The 23,380-nt window shown below is 39.4% G+C and carries 23 protein-coding genes and 2 pseudogenes; 18 read left to right on the plus strand and 7 right to left on the minus strand.

The window, feature by feature from the left end; all coding sequences use genetic code 11:
* Nucleotides 1-289: 289 nt before the first annotated feature.
* Together JCM19034_RS25340 and JCM19034_RS18180 are read right to left on the minus strand one after the other, a co-directional pair.
* Nucleotides 290-712: a hypothetical protein gene (locus JCM19034_RS25340; RefSeq protein WP_370622206.1), complete on the minus strand. Its 423-nt coding sequence runs from the start codon at nt 710-712 to the stop codon at nt 290-292.
* Between the two features lie 38 nt (nt 713-750).
* Nucleotides 751-2,349, minus strand: a complete 1,599-nt coding sequence (locus JCM19034_RS18180) for a transglycosylase domain-containing protein (protein ID WP_370622208.1) — start codon at nt 2,347-2,349, stop codon at nt 751-753.
* A gap of 232 nt (nt 2,350-2,581) precedes the next feature.
* Between JCM19034_RS18180 and speE the strand changes: the two genes are divergently transcribed.
* From speE to JCM19034_RS18210, 6 genes and pseudogenes are all read left to right on the plus strand, one after another.
* Complete coding sequence (gene speE / locus JCM19034_RS18185; protein ID WP_062052002.1) at nt 2,582-3,412, plus strand: spermidine synthase; 831 nt, start codon at nt 2,582-2,584, stop codon at nt 3,410-3,412.
* Nucleotides 3,413-3,483: 71 nt separating this feature from the next.
* On the plus strand, nt 3,484-3,666 hold the full coding sequence (locus tag JCM19034_RS18190) for a hypothetical protein (protein WP_062052004.1): 183 nt from the start codon (nt 3,484-3,486) through the stop codon (nt 3,664-3,666).
* A 32-nt stretch (nt 3,667-3,698) separates the two neighbouring features.
* Nucleotides 3,699-4,139, plus strand: coding sequence for a DUF1934 domain-containing protein (locus JCM19034_RS18195; RefSeq protein WP_062052006.1), 441 nt, complete (start codon nt 3,699-3,701; stop codon nt 4,137-4,139).
* Nucleotides 4,136-5,804, plus strand: a pseudogene (gene argS, locus JCM19034_RS18200) (arginine--tRNA ligase). The gene JCM19034_RS18195 and the pseudogene argS overlap by 4 nt, the downstream one beginning before the upstream one ends.
* Before the next feature lie 124 nt (nt 5,805-5,928).
* Nucleotides 5,929-6,099, plus strand: coding sequence for a XapX domain-containing protein (locus tag JCM19034_RS18205; protein ID WP_062052008.1), 171 nt, complete (start codon nt 5,929-5,931; stop codon nt 6,097-6,099).
* Between the two features lie 11 nt (nt 6,100-6,110).
* On the plus strand, nt 6,111-6,905 hold the full coding sequence (locus JCM19034_RS18210; RefSeq protein WP_062052010.1) for an alpha/beta fold hydrolase: 795 nt from the start codon (nt 6,111-6,113) through the stop codon (nt 6,903-6,905).
* Between the two features lie 226 nt (nt 6,906-7,131).
* Here JCM19034_RS18210 and JCM19034_RS18215 read toward each other — a convergent pair whose 3' ends face one another.
* From JCM19034_RS18215 to JCM19034_RS23580, 4 genes are all read right to left on the minus strand, one after another.
* Nucleotides 7,132-8,250, minus strand: a complete 1,119-nt coding sequence (locus tag JCM19034_RS18215; protein ID WP_062052012.1) for an NADH:flavin oxidoreductase — start codon at nt 8,248-8,250, stop codon at nt 7,132-7,134.
* Nucleotides 8,251-8,299: 49 nt separating this feature from the next.
* Nucleotides 8,300-8,665, minus strand: a complete 366-nt coding sequence (locus JCM19034_RS18220) for a MerR family transcriptional regulator (RefSeq protein ID WP_062052014.1) — start codon at nt 8,663-8,665, stop codon at nt 8,300-8,302.
* Between the two features lie 707 nt (nt 8,666-9,372).
* The gene (cls, locus tag JCM19034_RS18225) at nt 9,373-10,281 is read right to left on the minus strand and encodes a cardiolipin synthase (protein ID WP_231687031.1); all 909 of its coding nucleotides are present in this window, start codon (nt 10,279-10,281) and stop codon (nt 9,373-9,375) included.
* A gap of 20 nt (nt 10,282-10,301) precedes the next feature.
* The gene (locus tag JCM19034_RS23580; protein WP_231687032.1) at nt 10,302-10,568 is read right to left on the minus strand and encodes a hypothetical protein; all 267 of its coding nucleotides are present in this window, start codon (nt 10,566-10,568) and stop codon (nt 10,302-10,304) included.
* 203 nt (nt 10,569-10,771) lie between these two features.
* On the opposite strand from JCM19034_RS23580, the gene JCM19034_RS18230 reads away from it, so the two are divergent.
* From JCM19034_RS18230 to JCM19034_RS18240, 3 genes are all read left to right on the plus strand, one after another.
* Nucleotides 10,772-11,407 carry a TetR/AcrR family transcriptional regulator gene (locus tag JCM19034_RS18230; RefSeq protein WP_062052070.1) on the plus strand — a complete coding sequence of 212 codons (636 nt, stop codon included), beginning with the start codon at nt 10,772-10,774 and terminating at the stop codon, nt 11,405-11,407.
* Between the two features lie 64 nt (nt 11,408-11,471).
* Nucleotides 11,472-11,783 (plus strand): DNA-directed RNA polymerase subunit delta, encoded by a 312-nt coding sequence (gene rpoE, locus JCM19034_RS23585; RefSeq protein WP_231687033.1) that lies wholly within the window; start codon nt 11,472-11,474, stop codon nt 11,781-11,783.
* 397 nt (nt 11,784-12,180) lie between these two features.
* Nucleotides 12,181-13,785 carry a CTP synthase gene (locus tag JCM19034_RS18240; RefSeq protein WP_062052015.1) on the plus strand — a complete coding sequence of 535 codons (1,605 nt, stop codon included), beginning with the start codon at nt 12,181-12,183 and terminating at the stop codon, nt 13,783-13,785.
* Between the two features lie 232 nt (nt 13,786-14,017).
* On the opposite strand, the gene JCM19034_RS18245 is transcribed toward JCM19034_RS18240, so the two are convergent.
* Nucleotides 14,018-14,536, minus strand: a complete 519-nt coding sequence (locus JCM19034_RS18245) for a DUF2529 family protein (RefSeq protein ID WP_062052017.1) — start codon at nt 14,534-14,536, stop codon at nt 14,018-14,020.
* 409 nt (nt 14,537-14,945) lie between these two features.
* Between JCM19034_RS18245 and JCM19034_RS18250 the strand changes: the two genes are divergently transcribed.
* The 9 genes and pseudogenes from JCM19034_RS18250 to prmC all read left to right on the plus strand — a co-directional run bounded on the left by JCM19034_RS18250 (nt 14,946) and on the right by prmC (nt 23,354).
* The gene (locus JCM19034_RS18250; protein ID WP_062052019.1) at nt 14,946-15,320 is read left to right on the plus strand and encodes a response regulator; all 375 of its coding nucleotides are present in this window, start codon (nt 14,946-14,948) and stop codon (nt 15,318-15,320) included.
* Nucleotides 15,321-15,551: 231 nt separating this feature from the next.
* Nucleotides 15,552-16,415 (plus strand): class II fructose-1,6-bisphosphate aldolase, encoded by an 864-nt coding sequence (gene fba / locus JCM19034_RS18255; protein ID WP_062052021.1) that lies wholly within the window; start codon nt 15,552-15,554, stop codon nt 16,413-16,415.
* Nucleotides 16,416-16,585: 170 nt separating this feature from the next.
* A pseudogene (locus JCM19034_RS18260) lies at nt 16,586-17,868 on the plus strand (UDP-N-acetylglucosamine 1-carboxyvinyltransferase).
* 274 nt (nt 17,869-18,142) lie between these two features.
* A complete protein-coding gene (gene rho, locus JCM19034_RS18265; protein ID WP_062052022.1) occupies nt 18,143-19,411 on the plus strand; it encodes a transcription termination factor Rho in 1,269 nt (422 codons plus the stop codon).
* 113 nt (nt 19,412-19,524) lie between these two features.
* Nucleotides 19,525-19,770 (plus strand): type B 50S ribosomal protein L31, encoded by a 246-nt coding sequence (locus tag JCM19034_RS18270; RefSeq protein WP_062052024.1) that lies wholly within the window; start codon nt 19,525-19,527, stop codon nt 19,768-19,770.
* Nucleotides 19,771-19,930: 160 nt separating this feature from the next.
* Nucleotides 19,931-20,527, plus strand: coding sequence for a thymidine kinase (locus tag JCM19034_RS18275; RefSeq protein WP_062052026.1), 597 nt, complete (start codon nt 19,931-19,933; stop codon nt 20,525-20,527).
* Nucleotides 20,528-20,662: 135 nt separating this feature from the next.
* Nucleotides 20,663-21,097 (plus strand): hypothetical protein, encoded by a 435-nt coding sequence (locus tag JCM19034_RS18280; RefSeq protein ID WP_062052027.1) that lies wholly within the window; start codon nt 20,663-20,665, stop codon nt 21,095-21,097.
* A 315-nt stretch (nt 21,098-21,412) separates the two neighbouring features.
* Nucleotides 21,413-22,486, plus strand: coding sequence for a peptide chain release factor 1 (gene prfA / locus JCM19034_RS18285; RefSeq protein ID WP_062052029.1), 1,074 nt, complete (start codon nt 21,413-21,415; stop codon nt 22,484-22,486).
* On the plus strand, nt 22,470-23,354 hold the full coding sequence (gene prmC / locus JCM19034_RS18290) for a peptide chain release factor N(5)-glutamine methyltransferase (protein ID WP_062052031.1): 885 nt from the start codon (nt 22,470-22,472) through the stop codon (nt 23,352-23,354). The genes prfA and prmC overlap by 17 nt, the downstream gene beginning before the upstream one ends.
* Nucleotides 23,355-23,380: the final 26 nt, after the last annotated feature.

Consider the following 23,380-nt stretch of genomic DNA (forward strand, 5'->3'; position numbering starts at 1 on the left):
GGTTTGGGAAGAAATCGGGGTAAAAGCTGCATCAAAAGGGGAATAGCTGCAGCTTTGAGAAGAGATCGAGGTCAAAGCTGCACCAAAAACGTATAGCTCCCCTCATTTGGCTTTACACGCTTGTCCAGAAATCTCCCATCTACCATAAGCTTGAGCAAACCATCTATTCTAAGAAGATTATAATCTGATGATCATAGAGTTAAAATCAAACGGAAAAACCGAGCAAATTCAGCTTCAAATGTGAAAAGCTGAATTTGCTCGGGGGTTTTCGTTATAAAGTCTCAGAATTTTAATTTCCGAACCAGCGGAAAAAGCGATCAATTAAGTTTTCTCGCTCATGATCTTGTTCTTCGTGTGAAGAGGTCTCTTCCTCCAACGGTGAAGGACAAGGTTCGGTTGGCTCAGTTCCTTCTAGAAAATACGTTACTCGGTGTGTTGGACAGTCCTCGGTTGCAAGCATACCGGTAAATGGGTCCATTTCAACAGAGACGACACCGTCTGGTACAGTAAAGGAGGCTGGTTCTTGATCAGATAATGCGTTTTCTGTAAACTGTGCCCAAATTCGTTTAGCAATTTGTCCATCGGCTGTGCTCAGTAAATGGTCGCGGTCATAGCCGACCCATACGCTTGTTGATAGCTGTGGAGTAAAGCCGATCATCCAACTATCAGTAGGAGTTGATCCGGATTTTCCGGCAACCTCTCGCGACAACAAATGTGCAATGGACCCACCCGTAACGGATGTATAGCCATTTAAATAAGGTCAAACATGCCTTTCATTAAATCAGTAGTAATATAAGCTAAGCGTGGGTCAAGTGTTTGTTCAAGTTCAGGCTCTGACTCATATAATACTTGACCTTCTGAATCGACCACTTTACGTACAAGACGTGGCGAGACGCGTTGCCCTCCATTGGCAAAAGCACTGTATGCTGCAGCAAGCTCCATTGGATTCACTTCAGCTGCTCCAAGTGCGAGTGAGGCGCGTTCGGATAAAGGGCTCTCGATACCCGTTCGATTAGCTACGTCGATGAGCTTATCCATTCCAAGGAGAAGATGGGTTTTAATCGCATATATATTATCGGAGTAAGCCATTGCCTGTAACAAAGTAATGAAATCATTAGCGTAATTATCGTTAAAATTACTAGGTTTCCATACTTCTCTTCCTTCATCTAAAGTAAATGTTGTTTCTTCGCTTAGTAATGTTGAGGCAGGGGTGTATCCATTCTCCAAAGCTGCATAGTATAAAAACGGCTTTAAGGTAGAACCACCATGTCTTTCTAAATCAGTCGCACGGTTGAATGGACTGTCGTAATAATTTTTGCCTCCTACTAGAGCTTTCACATCGCCAAGATGAGGATCAATCGCAACTAGAGCAACTTGCAGGTCACCTGCTGGCATTTCCTCCTGAATCAATCGCTCAGCTTCCTTTTGTAAGTCTGGGTCGAGCGTTGTATAAATGCGAAGGCCACCGATTTCAAATAAAGTTGGCTCGAGCCCAATTTCCTCAATTAACTCACGTTCAATAGCATCTTGAAAATAAGGTCCGATCGTTGTCGTTGCTTCAAGTTCATCGTGAGCAAATGTTAGCTCCTCTGCATAAGCTTCATCAGCTTCTACTTGTGTTAGCATCCCTGTTGTAACCATCGATTGGAGAACGACACTTTGCCGTTTTTTCGCACGATCAAAATCAAACAACGGAGAATAGTAGCTTGGCCCTTTTGGTATACCTGCAAGCATACTTGCTTCAGCTAATGAAAGGTCTTGAGCGGATTTCCCAAAGTAGTGATAGGCTGCTGCTTCAATACCATATGCACCATGACCGTAATAGACGGTGTTTAAATATCCCTCAATAATTTGATCTTTATCGTAATTCATTTCGAGCCTTAGTGAGTACATTAATTCATGCCACTTTCGCTTCCATGTTTTATCATGATTTAAATAAAGGTTTCGTGCGTACTGCTGTGTAATCGTACTTGCACCTTGTGCGGCTGACCCAGAACGTAAATTAGCGAGAAGTGCCCCGCCAATCCGAATCGGATCAAAGCCAAAATGCTGATAAAACTTTCGGTCCTCGACAGCTATCGTAGCGTTAATCACATCCTCGTCAATGGAAGATAGTTCAAGCCAAAGACGATTTTCACCTTGATGACGTTCACCTATAATTGATTGATCAGTCCCGAAATAAACCGTCGTTTGTGCAACGGTTAATGGAGGAGGTCCTTGCATTTTCGTATAGGAAAGTAAGCCAACTGCAGCAGCAGTAAGCATCACTAAACCAATTAATAGTAATCGGAAAAAAAGCCGGATGAGACGTCTTTGCCTACGCCTTTGTCGCTTTACGATGACTTCCATTTTGGTCACCCCATTTATGGAAAGGAAATATAATTTTTAGTACGTTATCTAGCATTGGTAAAAACATGAAAGCTTAAACATGAAATTTTCCGTATAGCAGATGGGATAGACCGTAAAAACAACATTGCCGATTTCCTTTTGTTGCTATATACTTTCTTTTGTTGCTATTAGAATAAGAATGATGAATCGAATCGCAAAATAGAAGAGATCGTCAATAAAGAGGTGAAAGTTAATGGAATTATGGTATACAGAAAAGCAAACAGAACGATTTGGCATTACAGCAAAGGTGAAACAAACGCTTCATACGGAGAAGACGGAATTTCAACAGTTAGACATGATTGAAACAGAGGAATTCGGTACTATGCTCGTGCTTGATGGTATGGTGATGACGACAGAGAAAGATGAATTTGTTTATCACGAAATGGTTGCTCACGTACCGTTATTTACTCATCCAAATCCAAAGCGTGTACTAGTTGTTGGTGGTGGAGATGGAGGAGTGATTCGTGAAGTATTAAAGCACCCTTCTGTCGAAAAGGCGGTCCTAGTAGAAATTGATGGTAAGGTTGTTGAGTATTCAAAAAGGTATTTACCGACAATTGCAGGGGGTTTAGATGACCCGCGCGTAGACGTACAAATTGATGATGGCTTTATGCACATCGCTAAAGCAGAAAATGAGTATGATGTTATTATGGTTGATTCAACAGAACCAGTTGGTCCAGCTGTTAAACTGTTTGAAAAAGGATTTTATGAGGGGATCGCAAAAGCATTAAAGGAAGATGGTATCTTTGTTGCACAAACGGACAACCCGTGGTTTCATGGTGACTTGATAACAAAGGTATATCGTGATGTTTCAGAAATTTTCCCAATTACAAATTTGTACACAGCCAATATCCCGACGTACCCGAGCGGCCTTTGGACCTTTACAATCGGATCGAAAAAGTATGATCCATTAAAGGTTGAAGCAAATCGTTTCCACGAAATTGAGACGAAGTATTACACAAAGGAGCTCCATTCTGCAGCCTTTGCACTACCGCGTTTTGTCGGGCAATTAATTGGACGATAGTAGAAGGTGCCCTATGAGGTCAGAACTTTAGACCTCATGGAGGCACCTTTTTTTAAAGGGAGACAAGGAAAATGGATTTAGCACTATTTCGTATGGGGAGTATTTGCCGTTTGTATATGGGTTGTTTGTTAGGATCTTCCATTAGCTTTTGTGTGATACGCATCATTCTCTCAAAAATGAGACGACGTCAGCTTAAACAATATTTAATGGTTAAGATCGTTGCACGTCTTGCAACTGAGCGTGAAACTCGCTAAACTATGAAGGATAGAAAGGTGTGGCGAGACACATGAAAAGGGCGCTTAAACGATTTGTTAAAATGCATTTTCAAACGAAGGTAGAGCAGGATGATCATACGGATACGAATGATTTTACGACAAGGGGAGAGCTCTTTCATAAAGGAAATCAAGATTATTTACGTTTTGAAGAGGCGATACCAGGTCTTGAAAAGGTTCAGACGACAATGAAGTGGGATGGACATGAGCTCATGTTAATTAGACAAGGTGTCGTATTAATGAGACAAGCTTTTATTGCCGGAGAGAAAACAATAGGGCGGTATGTCACACAAGAAGCATCTTGGCAAACAGAAGCGATAACGGAAAAGGTATTTGTTCAATGGCCACAAGGAAAGAATCGTGGACGCATTGAAATTTTGTATCGTTTTTTATTACAAGGTCAAGAAACGGGAAGACATTACGTTCGTTTAACGCTTGAGGAGGATGAGAGATGAACAGTGTAGAGCAAGTGAAGCAGCAATTAAAAGATGAGATAAAAAAGCGGTGATAGCTGCTCAGCTAGCAGATGAACAGACGATTCCAGAATGTATTTTGGAGTCGCCTAAAGATAAATCACATGGTGATTATGCGACAAATATGGCAATGCAGCTTGCGAGAGTGGCGAAAAAAGCACCGCGAGTTATTGCAGAGCAAATAGTAGAGCATCTGGATAAAGAAAAGGCCTCAATTAAAAAAATTGATATTGCCGGCCCGGGTTTTATTAATTTCTATATGGATAATGCCTATTTACGTGCCATTGTTCCGACTGTTTTAAAAATGAACGAGGCATATGGTCAAACAAACATTGGTTCAAATAAGAAAGTTCAAGTTGAGTTTGTATCAGCAAATCCAACAGGGACACTTCACCTTGGACATGCTCGTGGAGCAGCAGTGGGTGATGCACTTTGTCATATTCTTGATAAAGCGGGGTTTGAAGTTGAACGGGAATATTATATCAATGATGCGGGAAATCAAATTCAAAATTTAGCACTTTCCCTTGAGGCACGTTATTTCCAAGCGATCGGTCTAGAAAAGGAAATGCCAGAAGACGGATACCACGGCAAAGATATCATTGAATTTGGGAAGGCGTTAGCAGAGGAATATGGTGATCGTTTTGTCCATCAAGCAGAGGAGGAAAGAAGAGCGTTCTTCCGCGAATACGGCTTGAAGAAAGAATTAGACAAAATTAAAAGTGACTTGAAGGAATATCGCGTTGAATTCGACCAATGGTTTTCTGAAGTATCTTTATATGAATCAGGTAAAGTAGAAGAAACGTTGGAGTACCTCAAGTCAAAAGGGGAGACATATGAAGAGGATGGAGCAACGTGGTTCCGTTCAACAGCATATGGCGACGACAAAGATCGTGTTTTAATTAAAAAGGATGGAACATATACGTATTTAACACCTGATATCGCCTACCACCAAGATAAGATGCGTCGTGGCTTTGATAAATTGATTAACATTTGGGGAGCTGATCATCATGGTTATATTCCACGAATGAAGGCAGCTATTCAAGCGTTGGGGTATGATGCTGCACAAATGGATGTTGAAATTATCCAGATGGTTAGTCTTTATCAAGGCGGCGAAAAGGTGAAGATGAGTAAACGAACAGGGAAGGCTGTTACGTTACGCGATTTAATGGAAGAGGTCGGAATCGATGCAACGCGTTATTTCTTTGCGATGCGTAGTGCTGATACGCATTTAGACTTTGATATGGATCTTGCTGTTTCAACATCGAATGAAAATCCTGTGTATTACGTCCAATATGCTCATGCTCGTGTATGCAGCATGCTTCGCCAAGGTGAAGAACAAGGTTTCACATTCGATGAAACGACGGATCTTTCAAGCTTGTCATCCGAGAAGGCGTATGAATTATTAAAAGCCATTGGAGATTTTCCAGTTGCAATAGCTGAGGCAGCTGGAAAGCAAAGTCCGCATCGTATTACAAACTATGTGCATGAGCTTGCCTCAACACTTCATAGCTTCTATAATGCCGAGCGTGTAATAGATCCGGAACAAAAAGAAGCGAGTGAAGCTCGACTAGCTCTCATGAAGGCAACACAAATCACGATAAAAAATGCATTAGCTCTTATCGCGTCTCAGCACCTGAGCAAATGTAAGATGTTATAAATAAGAAAGATCATTTACGTTAAAACGGTAAATGGTCTTTTTTGCTTCCAGTGTTTTTCTTACATGAAAAATAGCTTTCCTACACAAAGTACTAATAAGAAAGAAGGGTTGAGAATGAACGAAATTATTTTAGCGTTTATAGCTGGATTAGGCGTAGGATTTTTATTTGCATGGATTAAGCTTCCAATTCCCGCACCTCCAGCATTAGCTGGTGTGCTTGGTATCATTGGCATTTACGCAGGATATCAGTTATTTCAATTTGTAGCAACAAATTGGTTTCAATAAGGAGATAAATCATGCCTTTTGTTAAACATAACAACTCAAGAATTTACTACGAAGTGCACGGAAGCGGGCAGCCTTTAGTGTTTGTCCATCCGCCTGTTATGGGTCACTTAACGTTTCGATCGCAACAACCTTTATCAGAGCATTATCAATTAATATATATTGATTTATTTAATAGTGGGAAAAGCAGCCATCATGTTTCTGAAAATGAGGTCGAGGTTGCATATTTAGCGGAAACGATTGAAGCGGTATTAACAAAATTAACAATTCAGTCTGCTATTATATGTGGATATTCAAATGGCTGCTCTGTTGCGATCGAATTTGCTTTAACTTATTCTCATAAAACAGACGGTCTCATTTTATTGAGTGGCTTCCCTGAGGTTTCAACATTCTTTTTAGATAGGGAATTTCAAGTTGGGATTTGGGCCGCAAAAAAAGAATGGATGTCGCTTTTTGCTTATGTATTAACGAAAAACCATTTTCGTTCAAAAAGAGAACAAGATGAAATGGCCCGTTGGATTAAACGAGCTGATCCTCATTCACTTAAAGAAATGTATGAGGCGGGAAAACGTTATGCTGCAACCGAACGTTTAAAGCAATTAACGATGCCGATTCTTGTCATTTACGGAAAACGCGATTTGTTTTCAGCACCTTATATGATTCATTTTCTACAAGAGATTAAAGAAATTGAAGTCGTGTTAGTCAGTAAAGTAGCCCATCAAGTACCAACAAGGACACCTAATGAATGCAATACAATCATTCATCAGTGGATAAAACGACATATTGGTAAGAGGCTGAGACATAACTAACTTCAAATAGTGAAAAAGGTTAATTTAGCGTACTCAACATAACATTTCTCTATTTTGTGTTGAAATTCAGAGGGGGAGTAATACTACCTTTTTATAAGAAATAACAAAGAAAAAGCTGTCCCTCAAAAGTAAATATTTAATGATATTGGACAGCCTTCTTTTAACTTGTAAAATGAAGTTTGAGCAAACCTAGTTTGTGTGTGCTTAGCTGATCACGAAGGTTTTTCTAATATAAAGTGCTTAATGATTCTTTGCTAAACGGAATAATTTCTTCATAATCTCCTTTATAAATTTTAGCCACCCATGCTGGATCTGAAATCAGCGGGCGTCCTATCGCTACTAAATCAAATTCATCTTTCTCTAGTCGATCAAGCAACCGTTGGATGCTAGTTGGATTTGAGCTGTCAAAACTAGTAAAAACACTATCTAAGCCAACTGATCCAACAGTAATTGAAGGCTTGCCAGTTAAATATTTTGTCCAGCCAGCTAAATTCAAATCGGAGCCTGCAAATTCTGCTTCCCAAAAACGGCGAGTAGAGCAATGGAATACATCAACACCGGCTTCTTGCAAAGGCTCTAAAAATTCAGCAAGTTCATTTGGATTTTCTGCTAACTTAGCTTGATAATCACTCATTTTCCATTGTGAAAAACGAAAAAATATAGGGAAATCCTCTCCTACCACTTTCCGACATTCTTTTACAACTTCCGCTGCAAAACGAGTACGTTCTTTTAAAGTGCCTCCGTATCGGTCGGTTCGTTTATTGGTACGCTTCCAGAAAAATTGGTCAATTAGGTACTCATGTGCACCATGAATTTCGATACCGTCAAAACCAATTCTCTTCGCATTATATGCGGCATCAGCGTATGCTTGAATGAGTAGGTGAATTTCCTCTTCCGTGAGGGGTTCTGTCACTTTTTCTCCAGTTACACTAAGGCCAGAAGGTCCTACTGGCAGCGAATCCTTATTGGGTTGTGCACCAACTTCTCGGATCATTCCAACATGCCACAGTTGAGGAATAATTTTGCCTCCGGCTTTGTGCACTTCATTAACAACTTTCCCCCAACCTGCCAGTGCCTTCTTCCCGTATAAAATTGGAACTTCTGGATCATCAACACTCGAAGGATGATTAATACCGGTTCCTTCCGTAATAATCAGGCCAACACCGTTTTCTGCTCGTCGTCGATAATATGCAGCGACGTTGTCATTCGGGACGCCGCCAGGGGAAAATCCCCGTGTCATCGGAGCCATGACAGTACGATTAGGAAGAAAGAGGTTCCCAATCGAGAATGGTTGAAACAAAGCTTCTATAGAATGATTATGTGAAAGTACCTTGTCATTTTTCAAGTTATACACTCCTTATTAAACTAATATTTATTATTCAATGAACTTCAAACTATTTCCCTACCGTTTTTTCCCTCCAAAAAGCAATGATTTTTTCCAACTTAATTTCAACCTCTCTTAACTGTTTAATCTGTGTTCGTGTGTCCCTCAGTTTCCCTTCATATAATGAGATAGCTTCAGAAGCACATTTAGAAGAAGTTGATATTTCTGTAGTACAGTCCAAAATAGGATGAATTTCATCTGTACTGAGGCCAAGATCTAGAAATAGCTGTATGTTATTCACTCGTTCTACATCTGACCCATTGTATTGTCGATATCCATTTGTAAGACGTTGTGGAGTGATCAACCCTTTTTCTTCATAATAACGAAGGGAGCGGATACTTACCCCGGTCTTTACGGAAAGTTCACTAATACGCACATCATCACCTCTTTCTACATGGGTCTAATAAAATGTTAAAGTATGACACTGTGTGAGGGTCAATAAAAAGATCCGTCGTACGTTTGATCACCACTTTACTCTGTTACAATGCCATAATAACTGTAAAACAAAGAGAAATGGTCTGATGATCGTTAAGATTATTAAATAAAAGAAAACGTAAATTAACATGGTCTCCAGAATAGATTTTTAGACGTCTCCATTAACGCGAGGCCTATTTTTACTTTAGATTTTCCTCGTACAGAAAATCGCGAGTGAAACGAAAATTAGCCTTCAAGAATCCAAAAACTGTTTCCACACCGATCGTACGTTTTCGATAGATGGCACTCGTTTTCTCTTCTGGAAGCTTCTCGTACGATGCAATTCATCAACTGTTTTCTGATTCGATTTGGTGTGGTAACTAAATTTCACCGGCTTTTTCATTTCTGAGGAGGGTTTGACCCAGCCTATTTTTGTAATGGAGTCAAGCGATTTTATAGAAAGAAGATCAGATAGCTGCATAATTGAAGGAGGACATGGGGAATCTGCACTAAAAAACAAATAGACACATATTTGAGCAGAAACGTTGCAAAAGTAAATAGCGATGATATTAAAGTCCATGAGTAGAAATAGAACATTCTAAATGATTGGAAGCTTTATAGCACTGGCTCGGCCCGCTAGTAACGGCCTCACACAGTGCAAAAAGCTCTTTAAAGAAGTCCTGATACGAGCGTAGCGATTTTTTCTTTGCTTCTTTGCATGAGTGGGCGTTTCTTATATACCTCGTATGTTAACTTTTCAGAACGGCTTATATCCGATTCGAGTGTTTGAGCTGCTTTTTTTACAAACGCTTCATCATAGATGAGACAATTTATTTCATGATTAATATAAAAGCTACGTTTGTCAAAATTAGCAGTACCGATGTCACACATTTGCTCATCAATGATGATACATTTCGCATGAAAAAAGCCTCGATAATATTGATAAATGCTAACTCCTTCTTTTAGCAAAGGCTCAAAGTAAGGATAGGCAGCTTCACGAACAAGCGGATGATCGCTCTTTTTTGGGAGAAGAAGGCGAATATCAATACCGCGTTTAGCCGCATGTAATAATTCCTGTTGAAGCTTCTTTCCAGGAATATAATACGGGGTACCAATAATAATCGACGAAGTTGCTTGCTTGATGAGATCGATAAACGTATCTTCCAAGTAACAGCCATCTGTCGGTAAAATTCGTAAGGCCGTTTCTCCTTTAGGTAATGGCGGGTAATGGGACGGCTTTTGGACATATCTTTGTTTTGCGGTTTGCCAATCCTCTAGAAATTGTTCTTGTAAATCTTGTACACCATCACCGTCAATGCGTAAGTGGAAATCACGCCAATAGCCAAAATCAGGATCTCTTCCTAAATATTCATCGCCTACATTAAACCCGCCGATATACCCTACTTTTCCATCAATAATTGTGAGTTTCCGGTGATTTCGCCGATTAATCGTGAAAAATAAGTACGGAAAGGAAGGCGGATGTGAATAAGCAAAGGAAATCCCTGCTTTTTTGTATTTCTTTTTTACACGCCTCGAGAGATTACAACCGAACCGATCAACGAGTAATCGAACAGTCACACCTTGCTTTGCTTTTAATTCTAGGCAGATAGTACTTTCTTCCCGATATAATCATCGCGAAATATATAGAAAAGCATGTGTATATGGTCATTTGCACTATTTATATCTTGAAGCATTTTGTTAAAGCATTCTTCACCATCTGTAAGCAGCATAACATCACCATAGCGCGTTTTTTGTGTGTGACGTGCTGCTTCCTTTCGCTGTTGTTGTAACCCTAAGAGAAAATCAATCCTCATCCAAATGAGTACTGCAATGATTATGACTAATGCGATTAACCAACCATTCATTGAAGCCCACCTACTTTCCAATTGCTATGGTTTGAGAGTCAATCTTCTCATTAGGATACCCAATTTGTTAAAAATCATGTTGGCGAAAATTGCAAGGTATGAAATAATAGAAGCTAAAATGGCTACTGCAAAATAATAAGACACAAATATAGCTCTACGAAATGAAATTTAGTATGATATAAGCAAATAAGGGAGGTAGGTTGATTTTGAAAAAGGCAGTGAAATCGCTTGTAAAGGATCCTGAATTGATTCGTAAGCGTAGGGAGCAAATGGTCAAGGCGGCCGTTCATTTGTTTACGGAAAAAGGGTTTCATCGCACAACCACTCGTGAAATTGCTAGAGAATCTGGGTTTAGTATTGGAACTCTGTATGAATATATTCGAACAAAAGAAGATGTTCTCTTCTTAGTATGTGATTCTATCTATGATGAAGTACATGGGAGATTGCAAGTGTTAATGAAGAATGAAGGAAGCGGCCTCGAACGATTGAAAAATGCCATTTCTTCCTACTTTCAGGTCATTCATGAAATGCAAGATGAAGTACTTGTTATGTACCAAGAAACAAAATCATTATCAAAAGATGCTCTGAAATACGTATTAGAGAAGGAAGTACAAATGGTAGCAATGATTGAAGAAGTCATTCACCATTGTGTGAAAGACAAGCTGGCATCAATAAGTGAGAAGCAAATTAAGCTCTTTGCTCATAATATTGTTGTTTCAGGCCAGATGTGGACGTTTCGACGTTGGTCGATTCAAAAGCTATATAATATTGAACAATATACTCAACTTCAATTAGAAAACCTACTTTCAAGCTTCAAAAATGCAAAAGCTATGGAATAAAGCGTATAATTATGTTTATAATGAGAAAGATGTGCGATAGATTGATTGGAAAGGACGTGTCAGGATGGGTTTAGAGATGTCAAATGAGGAAATGAATGAGCTTTCGATGGTAGAGGTTGCCTTTGAAATCATGAAAAAGGATCGCAAGCCTTATAATTTCTATGATTTAATGGATGAAGTAGCTGCCGCTAAAAAAATGACGAAAGAACAAGTAGAAGAGCGTATTTCTAACTTATATACCGATTTAAACATCGATGGACGCTTTCATTCATTAGGTGATAATACATGGGGTCTTAAAAGCTGGTATGCATTAGAACAAGCTGAAGAAGAAATTACAACACCTGTTAAGAAAAAGAAAGCAAAAGCAGCAGATTAGATGACGATTTCGATGATTATGAAGAAGATGAATATGAAGATCTTGAAGATGAATTAGACGAAATTGCCTTAGAAGATGATGCGGATGGCGATGAAGAGGCGGATGAATTTTCCGATGAGGTAGAAGAGATTGATGAAGAGGTTGAAAGTCCAGATAATTTTGATGAGGAGGAAGATTTGGGCTAAGGAATCTCTGCTTGACTTCTTGATGTATTCTCGGTAGAATCATTTTTGGGCTTAAGGAACCGAAATGTGAAAATAAGACAAAAGTGTGCCCCCTACGTAAAGAGGGATCGCTCACTTTTGTTTTTTTATAAGTTTAATCAGTGGAGTATTAGTGATAGACAAGCCTCCAAAGGTCAAGAAAAAGAAAGTAAAAAGGTAAGGGAGACGAAAACATGGCAACTAAATACATTTTTGTCACAGGCGGTGTGGTGTCGTCATTAGGGAAGGGTATTACAGCAGCTTCGTTAGGACGTTTGTTAAAAAATCGTGGTCTTAAAGTAACTATTCAAAAATTCGATCCTTACATTAATGTTGATCCTGGAACGATGAGTCCTTATCAGCATGGTGAAGTATTCGTAACTGACGATGGAGCAGAAACAGACCTAGATTTAGGTCACTATGAACGTTTTATCGATATTAACTTAAGCAAAAACAGCAACGTCACAACTGGGAAAATCTATTCAACGGTTATTAAGAAAGAGCGCCGAGGTGACTATCTTGGTGGTACCGTTCAAGTTATTCCGCATGTGACAAATGAAATTAAAGAGCGTGTTTTCCGTGCTGGGCGTGAAACACATGCTGATGTTGTCATTACGGAAATTGGCGGGACGGTTGGAGATATTGAAAGCTTGCCGTTTCTAGAAGCGATTCGACAAATAAAAAGCGATGTTGGCTTTGAAAATGTCATGTATATTCATTGTACGTTAATACCTTATCTGGCAGCCGCAGGAGAAATGAAATCGAAGCCGACGCAACATAGTGTGAAAGAGCTTCGCAGCTTAGGTATTCAGCCGAATATTATCGTTGTTCGTACGGAAAATCCTGTTCCACAAGAAATGAAGGAAAAAATCGCCTTATTTTGTGATATTCACAAAGATTCTGTTATTGAAGCACGAGATGAAGATTCACTTTATAAAGTCCCGTTAGAGCTTCAAGCACAGCATTTAGATGATATTGTCTGTCGTCATTTTAATTTGTCTTGTGGTCCAGCTGATATGACAGAGTGGAAAGAACTAGTTAATAAAGTTCAAAACTTATCGAAAAAAGTTAAAATTGCTCTTGTCGGAAAGTATGTTGCCTTACAAGATGCTTACCTTTCTGTAGCTGAAGCATTGCGTCATGCTGGTTATCATTTTGACGCTGATATGGAAATTAAATGGGTTCATGCTGAAGAAGTAACGGCGGAAAATGTGGCAGAACAGTTAGCAGATGCTGATGGGATATTAGTTCCAGGTGGATTTGGTGATCGTGGAGTAGAAGGAAAGATTGTTGCAATTCAATATGCACGTGAACAAAAGATTCCTTTCTTAGGAATTTGTTTAGGGATGCAGCTTGCATCGATTGAATATGCACGAAACGTCCTAAATCTAGAAGGTGCTCATTCTGCTGAGCTAAACCCAGAAACGCCATATCCAATTATTGATTTGCTTCCTGAGCAAAAGGATGTAGAGGATATGGGGGGGACATTACGTCTTGGCTTATACCCATGTAAACTAGTCAAAGGCTCACTTGCTGATCTGACTTACAAGGAGCCGGTTGTTTACGAACGCCACCGTCATCGTTATGAATTTAATAACGAATATCGTGAGCAAATGGAGGAAGCAGGATTTATCTTTTCTGGGACAAGTCCTGATGGCCGTTTAGTAGAAATTATTGAGTTACAAGATCATCCATTCTTTATTGCGTCACAGTTTCATCCTGAATTCAAATCAAGACCAACTAGACCGCAGCCTTTATTTAGAGAATTTGTTGGTGCATCATTAAAAACTGATCAATAATAGATGAATAAAAGAATGTCCTCAAGGTTTTCGTGCCTTGAGGGCAATTTTTTTTCCCGTTTTAATGGTTTAGCTATACTGCTGTAAAAGACCAACCTCGTTTCATCATTTTGCGGTACCATTACTTTCGTTACATATTTTATTCAAAGTATTATGGTACTATTTTAACAAATGTGCAAATTGTCTAGCCTAGCCTACTGACAATAAAGCAATAAATGGTATTAATTTATAATTACTGATAATCTTCAAGCATTTCCTTTATCATTAGTTGTAACGAAATAAAGCAGTAAAGAGCAGCAATCGATGTTGGATGACCCACACGCTTACCGGTTTCGTCAGGTACTAATCCTTCAAGGCAATTCAAATCAATAATAAAGTCTGCAAGGGTGTCGAGGTCATTTGCTTCGTGCTTTGCGACGATGACAACAAATGGAACATGCCGTGTATGCAAAAATGTCGCTGCTTCCATTAGTTTCGGATGATGTGATGTTCTTGCAACGAGAAGGGCACGGTCAACATGGTCGATTTCTGCAAACGAACCATCTAAGCTTAGAGGATTCACCCGTTCTAGACGATCTTGACCATAGAGTGCTTCTGCTAAGACCCCCATTTCACCGTAAGCATCTATGAAAAGATTTCCTTCACCAATTAAAGACTGGCAAAGCAGACGAGCAGCATCTTCAAGTAGTTCATCTTCTTGAGCGATTGTCTTTAAACGCCCTAGTAATTGTGTCGTAAAAATTGTCATCATGCTAAAAACTCCTTCCGTTAATCAAATATGACTTAAGTTGCAAGATTGTTGTGAACCGAGTATCCTTTAAAGGACGTTGTTATATTTCTATACTAAGTGTACCCCTTATATCCTGAACTTGAAAATGTACTTATATTATCCTAGCATACGTTTTAATTAGAATATAGCCTATTAGGATATAGATGCAATGGCTGTTACTATCTAGAGAAAATATGCGACGTAAGTCATGAACATTTCTGATTATTCGATAAATTATTTTATTTGAAAAGCAAAAGTTGCAAAAAAATGTCGGAATGAATTTGTTAAAAATGCTACCCTTTTGGAAGGAGTTAGCTATTCCTTGGCGAATATGTGGAGGGGTTAAAAATAAAGACATTTGCCGGTGGAAAAAATGAAGGAGGAAGGAAATATGAACAAAATACTTGTTGTTGACGACCAGTACGGAATACGGGTGCTCCTTAGTGAAATATTACAAAAAGATGGATATGAAATGTTTGATGCAGCTAATGGACCTCAAGCGTTAAATCTCGTTAAAAAGGATCGACCTGATCTAGTTCTACTTGATATGAAAATCCCAGGAATGGACGGGCTTGAAATTTTAAGGAGAATTAAAGAGCACGATGAAACGATTCAGGTTATTATGATGACAGCTTATGGAGAATTAAATTTGATTAATGAAGCGATGAGTTTAGGTGCTGTTACTCACTTTGCAAAGCCGTTTGATATTGATGATATTCGAGACGTGATACGCAAAACATTAAAGAAAGAAGAGTTAGTTAGATAAATTAATTTTTAAAAAATTTGACGAATCTCCTGCTAAAATACGTGTTTTCTTTAGAGAGTATGCTATAATGGACACGTTCAACTATAGAGAGCATTTTGAAGGTCGCAACTCTTACATATAGAGATGTGTATAATTGAACGACGTCCTTTCTATATTAAAAATAAAAAGGTCCCGTTTTATTCAGTGGTTACGATCTTTCATTTTTGGCTCAATTTAAGGAGGAAAAGAAACATGCCTTTAGTTTCAATGAAGGAAATGCTTAACAAAGCAAAGGCGGAAAGCTATGCAGTGGGTCAATTTAATATCAATAACCTTGAGTTCACACAAGCTATTTTACAAGCAGCTGAAGAAGAGAAATCACCAGTTATTTTAGGTGTATCTGAAGGTGCAGCTCGTTACATGGGTGGATTCAAAACAATTGTGAAGTTAGTTGAATCTCTAATGGAAGAGTACGGTACAACTGTACCTGTTGCGATCCATCTTGATCATGGTTCAAGCTTTGAAAAATGTGTTGAAGCGATTCATGCTGGATTCACTTCTGTTATGATTGATGGTTCACATCATCCACTAGAAGAAAACATTGCGATTACGAAACAAGTAGTAGCTGTTGCACATACGTTAGGTGTGTCTGTTGAGGCTGAGCTTGGACGTATCGGTGGACAAGAGGATGACTTAGTCGTTGATGATGCAGAGGCAGCTTATGCGATTCCTTCAGAGTGTAAACAACTTGTTGAAGAAACAGGAGTAGATTGTTTCGCACCAGCTCTTGGGTCAGTTCACGGTCCATATAAAGGGGAGCCTAACCTAGGTTTTGACCGCATGAAGGAAATTGATGACTTAGTAGGTATTCCACTTGTTCTTCACGGTGGTACAGGTATTCCTGTTGGAGATGTTCAAAAAGCGATTAAATTTGGACATGCGAAAATTAATGTAAATACAGAAAACCAAATTTCGTCTGCTAAAGCTGTTCGTGAAACGCTTGATGCAAACCCTGATATGTACGATCCACGTAAGTATTTAGGGCCTGCTCGTGATGCGATCAAGGATACAGTTAAAGGAAAAATGCGTGAATTTGGTTCTTCAAATAAAGCGTAACACTCAAGCTATGTATAGACAAAAAGCAGTTCAATCGAACTGCTTTTTGTCCATTCATAGAAGTTATGAATAAACTTGTTTAAACTTCGACAAAAATGACTCGTTACTTTTTTGTTGAAATGGTTATAATGGAAGATAGAAATACAAGCACCAATGGAAGGGATGCGGTTATGGATAAATTATTGATTGAAGGCGGGTATCCATTAGAGGGGACAGTGCAAATAAGTGGGGCAAAAAATAGTGCTGTTGCGTTAATTCCAGCTGCTATTTTAGCTGATACAGAAGTAACGATTGATAATCTACCTGAAATATCAGACGTACAACTTCTCGCAGAGCTCCTTCGAGAAATTGGTGGAGAAGTTGAATTAACGTCTGATGAAATTAAAATTAATCCTGAAAATATGATTGCTATGCCTCTTCCTAATGGGCGCGTGAAAAAATTAAGAGCATCTTATTACTTAATGGGGGCTATGCTCGGGAAATTTAAAAAAGCTGTTATTGGCTTGCCAGGTGGATGTAACTTAGGTCCAAGGCCAATTGATCAACATATAAAAGGCTTTGAAGCATTAGGGGCCTCGGTGACGAATGAGCAAGGTGCGATTTATTTACGTGCAGATGAGCTTCGCGGAGCAACGATTTATTTAGATGTCGTTAGCGTTGGAGCAACCATTAATATTATGTTAGCCGCTGTTCGAGCGAAAGGACAGACGATTATCGAAAACGCGGCAAAGGAGCCGGAAATTATCGACGTTGCGACTCTGCTTACAAGCATGGGGCTAAGATTAAGGGTGCAGGTACGAATGTCATTCGAATAGATGGTGTCGATTCATTAAAAGGCTGTCGACATTCGATTATTCCTGATAGAATTGAAGCTGGAACGTATATGATATTGGCTGCGGCAATGGGTCAACGAGTGATCATTGATAACATTATTCCATATCATGTCGAATCACTCATTGCAAAATTACGTGAGATGGGTGTATCGATTGATGTGAATGACGACCAGTTATTGATACATAACCATAAACCGAAAAAGGGTGTAGACGTTAAAACTCTAGTATATCCAGGTTTTCCGACCGATCTCCAGCAACCTTTTTCAACATTGCTGACACAAGCTGAAGGAACTAGCATCGTGACCGATACTATATATAATGCTCGTTTTAAGCATATTGATGAGCTAAGGCGTATGGGAGCGAGTGTAAAGGTAGAAGGACGTTCAGCGATTATTAATGGAGCTACAAAGCTTCAAGGAGCAAAGGTAAGGGCATCAGATTTGCGAGCAGGAGCCGCTCTTGTCGTCGCTGGTTTATTAGCAGAAGGCATAACGGAAATTTCGGGTGTTGAACACATTGATCGAGGCTATGCATTTTTAGAAGAGAAATTAATTGGTTTAGGTGCCAAAGTTTGGCGAGAAACGATGACAGAAGAAGAATTAGAACAGGTGAAAAACTAAAAAAGATTATTCAAAGAAGGGCTAATATTGAAAAGCCCTTCTTGAATATTTATAGTAATTATGGTTAAAATGTTTTTATAAGTAGATACCAGTGAAGCCTTCTTTATTTTCTCCGCAATAACTCCAATTATTACCTTATTACAAAAATAAAAAGAGATTTCCTTAGTATAAGTGGATATGTTGTCATTAAATGAAGGGATGGATAAATGTGTATCGAACCATTGGACTATTTTTCCAATGGAGCTATTAATTATGAGAAACGTGGTGTGTTAGAATGGGTGTGCATATTTCAGAATTAGAAAATATGAAGCTTAAAGAGCTTTATGAACTTGCTAGAGAATATAAAGTATCCTATTATAGCAAGTTAACAAAAAAAGAGCTTGTATTTGCCATTTTAAAAGGACAAGCAGAACAAGATGGTCTAATGTTTATGGAAGGAGTGCTGGAAATAATCCAGTCTGAAGGGTTTGGCTTTTTACGTCCGATAAATTATATGCCGAGCTCTGAGGATATTTATATTTCAGCATCACAAATTCGCCGTTTTGATTTACGAAACGGAGATAAGGTATCAGGTAAAGTAAGGCCGCCAAAAGAGAATGAGCGTTATCATGGCTTACTACATGTTGAAGCGGTGAATGGCGACGCCCCAGAAACTTCAAGAGAAAGACCTCACTTTCCAGCACTTACGCCTTTATATCCGGAACAAAAGATTGAATTAGAAACGGCACCTGGTCGTGTATCTTCAAGAATAATTGATATGATTTCACCTGTAGGGTTTGGTCAGCGTGGTCTCATTGTGGCACCACCCAAAGCAGGTAAGACGTCGTTGATGAAGGAAGTCGCCAATAGTATTGCGGAAAACCATCCTGATGTGGAGTTAATTGTATTATTAATTGATGAACGACCAGAAGAAGTAACCGATATCGAACGTTCTGTTAAGGCGGAGGTAGTAAGCTCGACGTTTGACGAAGTACCAGAAAACCATATTAAGGTGGCGGAACTTGTTCTTGAGCGTGCGATGCGTTTAGTCGAGCACCGCAAAGATGTTGTTATTTTAATGGATAGTATTACGCGATTAGCACGTGCTTATAACTTAGTCATTCCACCAAGTGGACGTACGTTATCCGGTGGTATTGACCCTGCTGCCTTCCACCGTCCGAAGCGATTCTTCGGTGCAGCTCGAAATATTGAAGAGGGTGGGAGCTTAACGATTTTGGCGACAGCTCTTGTTGAAACAGGTTCACGTATGGATGACGTTATTTATGAGGAATTTAAAGGAACTGGAAATATGGAGCTTCATCTTGATCGTAAGCTGGCGGAACGTCGAATCTTTCCAGCCATTGATATTCGCCGCTCTGGTACTCGTAAGGAAGAAATGCTTATGCCAAAAAGCCAGTTAGATAAGCTTTGGGCTATTCGTAAGACGATGAGCGACTCACCTGACTTTATTGATCATTTTATAAAACGTGTCAAGGAAACAAAAACGAATGTTGACTTTTTTGCCTCTATGGAAGAGGAAATGAACTCTAAACGGAAAAGGTAACAATATGGATGAAAATGGAGTTGCTTTTTCGCCCTTGACTTGATATAATTTCGTCATGTGTGATTGAGATAACTCTGTTTCGAAGAGATTCAGGGCAAAAGGAGTTGAAAGTAATGAAACAAGGTATTCATCCTGATTATCAAAAGGTTGTATTTATGGATACAAGCACGGGCTTTAAGTTTCTAAGTGGTTCTACAAAGGGCTCTTCTGAAACAATTGAATGGGAAGACGGTAACACATACCCACTTCTTAAAGTGGAAGTAAGTGCGGATTCACATCCATTCTATACTGGTAAGCAGAAGCTAAACGACTTAGGCGGACGTGTAGACCGTTTCAAGAAGAAATACAACTTGAAATAAACCGCATTATAAAACAGGCAAAGCATTTCTTTGCCTGTTTTTTCATAGTGTTAACTTGGCTAAAGGCTCTAGTTATTTAAGAAAAGCGTTGTCTTAAAATATATGCCAATTTCTGCACGGCATATTTTTTCTTACATAGGATATAGATGAGGTGTAAGGCATGTATGGGGATAAGTTAGGCTCAATTGAAATCATTTGTGGTAGTATGTTTTCAGGGAAATCGGAAGAGCTTATTCGTCGCGTCCGACGGGTTAGTTATGGAAAGCAACTTGTTCAGGTGTTTAAGCCGATGATAGATAATCGTTATAGCGAGGAAGAGGTCGTCTCTCATAACGGAACAAAAGTATGTGCTACACCAGTAGAGTGCGCATCTGATATTTTGGATCAAGTTGAAGAAAATACCGACGTTGTGGCGATTGATGAGGTTCAATTTTTTGATGAGATGATAGTTCAAGTCGTGGAGAAATTAGCTGATAAAGGAAAGCGAGTGATCTGTGCTGGTCTTGATCGTGATTTCCGTGGGGAACCTTTTGGCCCGATTCAACCTTTATTAGCAATTGCTGAAGAGGTAACGAAGCTACAAGCGATATGTCTGAAGTGCGGTGCACCAGCAAGTCGTACTCAACGGCTAATTAATGGCAAACCTGCTTCTTATGATGATCCAATTGTTTTAGTTGGAGCGTCAGAAACATATGAACCGCGTTGTCGTAGCTGTCATGAAGTAAGTGGTGTAGGAAACAATGTTCTAGAGGTGTAAATAGCTTTGAAAGGGTGCCCTTTTCGAAGCTTTTTTCAGCTGTATGATTAGAGATATGGTTATAATTGTTATGCTCCTTTTTTTCAAATAGCGGACACACTATAAGTGAGGCTAAGTGTAGAGGGGGAGCTAAAAATGAAGAAAGTACTTTTTGTCCTTGTTATCGCATTATTTGTTACAGTTGGCTGTCAAGAACAAAGAACGCATTACGATACTGAAGACAGTCAAGGAGTACAAAGTGCTTCAAAAGAGCCTGGTACGAATCGTGTCCTGTATGGCTTATTCGGTCCTGGGCCTCTTAATTATGACCAAATTCACAGACAACAATCAGGTCGATATGACAGAAATGAGCTGCCTAACATTGGTACGAGCTTCCGCTCAATGGATGTTGATAGGCGTCATTTAGGTAATGACCAGGAATTGATTGCGGAAATTATTCAAAAGGACTTCGGGCTTGAATCGGGCAGGGTATTAATTGCCGGAAATCATGCATTTGTTAATGTGAAACCTCCGGAAGATATGGAAGAGAAAGAGAAGAAAGAGACTTCAAGCACTTACGAGAACAACTAGAACGGGAAATCCCGAGATATAATGTTCATATCCGTGAAAAAGAGTAAGAACAAAGAACTCAAACAGGAAAATGCGAATCCTATTTGAGTTCTTTTGAGGTTATATAAGCATTTCTAATGTGATTACCCTATTCTAAGTATGACATGTATTTTCCTTATTTATTATAGAACATACGTTCCTGGTAAGTTCAAATAGTAATCTAGTGGGGCTTATTAACAAGCATCTTCCCCTTTTCCTTACTGTTAGTTGACCCTTGCTATTCAATGTACTATAATAGTTCTGTTATACGATTGAATGTGATGAGGTGAAAAATCCGTGTTAGATCGTTTACAATCATTAGAAGACCGTTATGAACGATTAAATGAGTTGTTAAGTGACCCAGATGTTATTAGTGACTCAACAAAATTACGCGAATATTCCAAGGAACAATCTGATTTAGAAGAGACTGTTCAGGTATATCGTGAATATAAAGAAGCGAGCTCGCAGCTGAAGGATGCTAAGGCGATGCTTGAGGAAAAGCTCGATAATGAGATGTATGCAATGGTGAAAGAGGAGATCGATGAGCTTTCAACCACGACCGAAGAGTTGGAAGCGCGTTTGAAGATTTTATTACTTCCTAAAGACCCGAATGATGATAAAAACGTTATCGTAGAAATTCGTGGTGCAGCTGGTGGCGATGAAGCTCAATTATTTGCCGGTGATTTATACAAAATGTACACTCGTTATGCAGAATCACAAGGCTGGAAGGTTGATGTTATTGAATCAACAGCAACGGAGCTTGGTGGATTTAAAGAAATCATATTTAATGTCAATGGTAGTGGGGCTTATTCAAAACTGAAGTATGAAAATGGTGCACATCGTGTACAACGTGTACCGACAACAGAATCAGGTGGCCGCATTCATACGTCAACGGCTACAGTTGCCGTATTGCCTGAGGCAGAAGAGGTTGAAGTTGAAATCCACGAAAAGGATATTCGTGTGGATACGTTTGCTTCAAGTGGCCCTGGTGGGCAAAGTGTTAATACGACGATGTCAGCTGTTCGTTTAACGCATCTGCCAACAGGAACCGTTGTTTCGTGTCAAGATGAAAAATCGCAAATTAAAAACAAGGAAAAAGCGATGAAGGTTTTACGTGCTCGTGTATATGATAAGTTTCAACGCGAAGTACAAGCGGAGTACGATTCGAACCGTAAGTTAGCGGTTGGGACTGGGGATCGCTCTGAACGGATTCGCACATATAATTTTCCGCAAAGTCGTGTGACGGATCATCGGATCGGCTTGACTTTGCAAAAGCTTGAGCAAATATTACAAGGAAAGCTTGATGAAATCATCGATGCACTGATCGTTGAGGAGCAAGCGGAAGCGATGCAAAATGCAGATCAACAATAGAACGGTACAAGAGGCTCATTTGTGGGCTTCTTCTTTTTTAGCAGAAAAGAACCTCGAAGAGCCAATTGGTGAATTATTACTCCGTCATTATTTACAAGTAGATCGTACTCATTTTTTGATGATGCTACAAGAACCATTAGCAACTAAATGGTGGGAGCAGCTTCAGAAAGATTTAGAACGCCATGCAAGTGGGATTCCGATACAGTATTTGATTGGATATGAATCGTTTTATGGAAGGCGGTTTCATGTTAATCGTCATGTACTTATTCCACGTCCGGAAACGGAAGAGCTTGTTATGACAGTAAGTGAATGGGCAAAAGAGATAGTTGGAAATCAAGAAGTTGATGTTGTTGATGTTGGTACTGGAAGTGGGGCTATAGCGGTAACGCTAGCACTTGAAAATCCGAATATGAATGTGACAGCGATTGATATTTCACGTGATGCTCTAAAGGTAGCTGAGGCAAATGCCGATTCGTTACGGGCGAATGTAGAGTTTATTCACGGTGATTTGCTGACACCTTTTATAGCTGAAAAGAGGAAAGTAGATATCATTGTATCAAATCCGCCGTACATTCCGCTTAGAGATAAAGCCGATTTAGCCGTTCATGTGAAGGAACATGAACCGCATTTAGCACTATTTGGTGGTGAGGACGGTTTAGATTTATATCGGCGCTTTATCATCGAATTACCGAAAGTGATAAAGAAGCGAGGAATCATCGCATTTGAAGTAGGTGATGGGCAGGCTCAAGCTGTTTGTAGCATGCTATCAACGACATTTCCTCAAGCGAATACGAAGGTTAAAACCGATATTAACAAAAAAGAGCGTATAGTACTTGCATATGGGGCCATGACAACCGAAAAGATGTGATTGATAAAAAAATAGCACGATTTTAA

The sequence above is a fragment of the Bacillus sp. JCM 19034 genome (assembly GCF_001310635.1).
In the GTDB taxonomy this organism is placed as follows: domain Bacteria; phylum Bacillota; class Bacilli; order Bacillales; family Bacillaceae_D; genus Halalkalibacter.